2 protein-coding genes are annotated in these 2,638 nt (G+C 45.5%); both read right to left on the bottom strand.

What is annotated here, in order from left to right:
• On the bottom strand, nucleotides 1-325 hold a 325-nt coding region (locus VIP81_RS32980), incomplete at its 3' end, for a hypothetical protein (RefSeq protein ID WP_331972364.1).
• Nucleotides 285-2,638, bottom strand: a 2,354-nt coding sequence (locus VIP81_RS32975) for a DUF2339 domain-containing protein (RefSeq protein ID WP_331972361.1), incomplete at its 5' end; no start/stop codon positions are given. The genes VIP81_RS32980 and VIP81_RS32975, both read right to left, overlap by 41 nt.

Here is a 2,638-nt window from a genome sequence, read left to right as displayed (position 1 = left end):
TCCCGGCCAAACGAACATTTTCGGTTACCTCAAAGGATTCAAAGCTGGCCACATCATAACCGCCAACCTGCTCCTGTAACAGATAAGGCACTTCCTTCTCTGCCTGATAAAGCCGGAAATTAGGTACAGGATGATTATTTAGCTTCGCGGCCACCGCTGGCGTGAGGGCAATATGATAAAACCCCGATTGCACTACCGGTGGCAAAGCTGCCTGCCAGGTAAACCCCGGCGCATGCTGTTGAGCCGTTACACGCCCACCCAGCAGCAATAGCAGCAGTAAACATTTATTCCTTGTCTTCCGGAACACGAGATTGTTGTTGATCATCTGCAAATAATATTTTTTTCAAACGCTGATACATAAACGAAATGATCAGCAGAATGACACCCAATGAAATGAAGGCAGCAATTTTTCCTCCTTCTCCCAAACCAATAAAATCAAACAGGAATAATTTCAGTAAGGTAAGTCCGAATACAGAAATGGAAATAATGCGTACCGCCTTCGACTTCCAGCGAAGCCCAAGGTAAATAAGTACAAAAGCAAATGAACCCCAGAGGATCGCATATCCCACCCGATGCGTATTGTACAATACGGCATCTGCAGTTGTGCTATGCGTGGCAAATACCACCAGTTGATCCAGTCCTGCACTGATGATAAATAAAATAGCAGCGGAACTTATCCACTGAAATACCAGCTGATAATCTTCCCGCTTAAAAGAAGCCACCGTTTTCCACGCCTGGTAAATAACGCCCGCCAGCAATATTATCAGCAAATAATGTGTAAAGAAATAACCTGCCGGCGCTTTACCTGCCAGCACAGCTGTTCTTACATTGATGATGGCCGGGTTATAATAAATAGGAAATACCAGCACTAACAACAACGACATGGCCAGCAACGGTAACCGCGCCACGGCAAACCGGTTGCGGCTGAGATACAGCAACACCGCTATAAACAGGTAATTATAAGCGCCTGTTAACACCGGAGTGAGTAATGGGAAATAATAATTACTTTGATAAATACATTCCAGTAACAATACCGTGTAAATCAGCACCACTGAGAACATCATCAGGGCCGTACGGTAAAAAGATACCGACAGATCTATGAGAAACGGCTTCTCCGGATCTTCTGCTTTACACAAGCGGCGGAGTAAAAACAACGCGATAACAGATACCGTACCGGTGATAAAGGCTTTATTAATGAACGGCATAAAATGACGCTGCGAGCCATCGTATAGTTGTGTCCAGTCGAGCATAAGACTAATGGTCATCAACGCTAATACCAGTGCCGACACATATTTCATCAGTACAATACCTGACTTCTGCCATAACCATAACAGCAATACCGTTTCCGCAGCCCAGAATAAAGTAATATAGTTACCATGCAATTGTATGGGTGCAGCAAGACTTACAAAACTCAATACCAATCCTATCAGTAAAAATATAAGCGTACGATCGGCCCGTTCATTACGGTAAAGACTATACGCAAAAATACAATTGAATACCGCCATCAGCGCTGTAAACAAACCTTGCCAGGTATCGCCGCTCATCTCGTGCAGGATGGTCATTCCGGCGCCATAGTACAAAAAGGTATTACTCAGCAGGATACCGATGTCGAGGGCATTAAACCGTTTTTTATTGCGGACATTATTAATCACATTCATCGCAAAAAACACGAAATAGTATAATGTGCCATATACGAGCGCAATGCCATATGGTGCGGCCTTTGCCGGCTGTTCTTCTGTAAGCCGGTACGACAACCAGCCGCCATACAGTAATATGGTGGCTATATAACAGATGATGTTGACAATATTCCATTTCTTGTAATACGCCAATACCAGCATGCCTATATTCAAAATCAGGATGTAACTAAACAATACCACTACATTTCCTTCGCCGGTGCTCACCATAAAAGGCGCAGCAAAACCACCTACAATGGCGATTACCGCCAGCTCCTTCCGGTCATAGTTTAGCGATAGCAATACCGTAAATGCCGTGATGAAAATAGTGAGGATGAAAGCCAGCGTTTGACTGATCAGGTGATATTGATGAAAAGCAATCGTGATGGTGAAATAAAGTATCGACACACCGCCTCCTACCAGCACAGAACTGAATGCAGCAAAGGTTCTGCGCATCTTATAAGATAATCCTATTAATAACCCGCCACAAACAATACCTATAAACGTGCGGCCTATTTCATTGATCCAATCCTTATCTATGGCATATTTCAGAAAAAATCCAATGCCGAGTACCAACACGGCAATACCAATTTTATTAAACAGGTTTTCACCGATGAATTTTTCGATATCCGGATTCTTCTCCCAGAAGCCAGGTTGAGCCGGCACCGGTTCCTGATGTTGTTGCGGCGCTGCATGTGCCAGCACTTCCGGTGCTACCGGCCAGCTAGTCGCTTCGACGGCTGCCACAGGAGGTATCACTATATCTGGTACAGGCGTATATTCCGGTTCGGGAATCTGTTCTTCCGGTGCAGGCTCCGGTTCTCTATAAGTTACTTCCGGCCTGGGCGGAGCTATTTCTTCCGGCGGCTTCACTGGCCGGGCGGCCGTCCATGTGGAAACCTCCGGCACCTTTTCTGTTATTGATTCCGGCTGGCGCTTCGACTCCAGTTCCCCGAGTTGCTTTT

It is taken from the genome of Chitinophaga sp. (genome assembly GCF_036566945.1).
Taxonomy (GTDB): Bacteria; Bacteroidota; Bacteroidia; order Chitinophagales; family Chitinophagaceae; genus Chitinophaga.
This window is presented reverse-complemented; position numbering and strand designations above follow the sequence as displayed.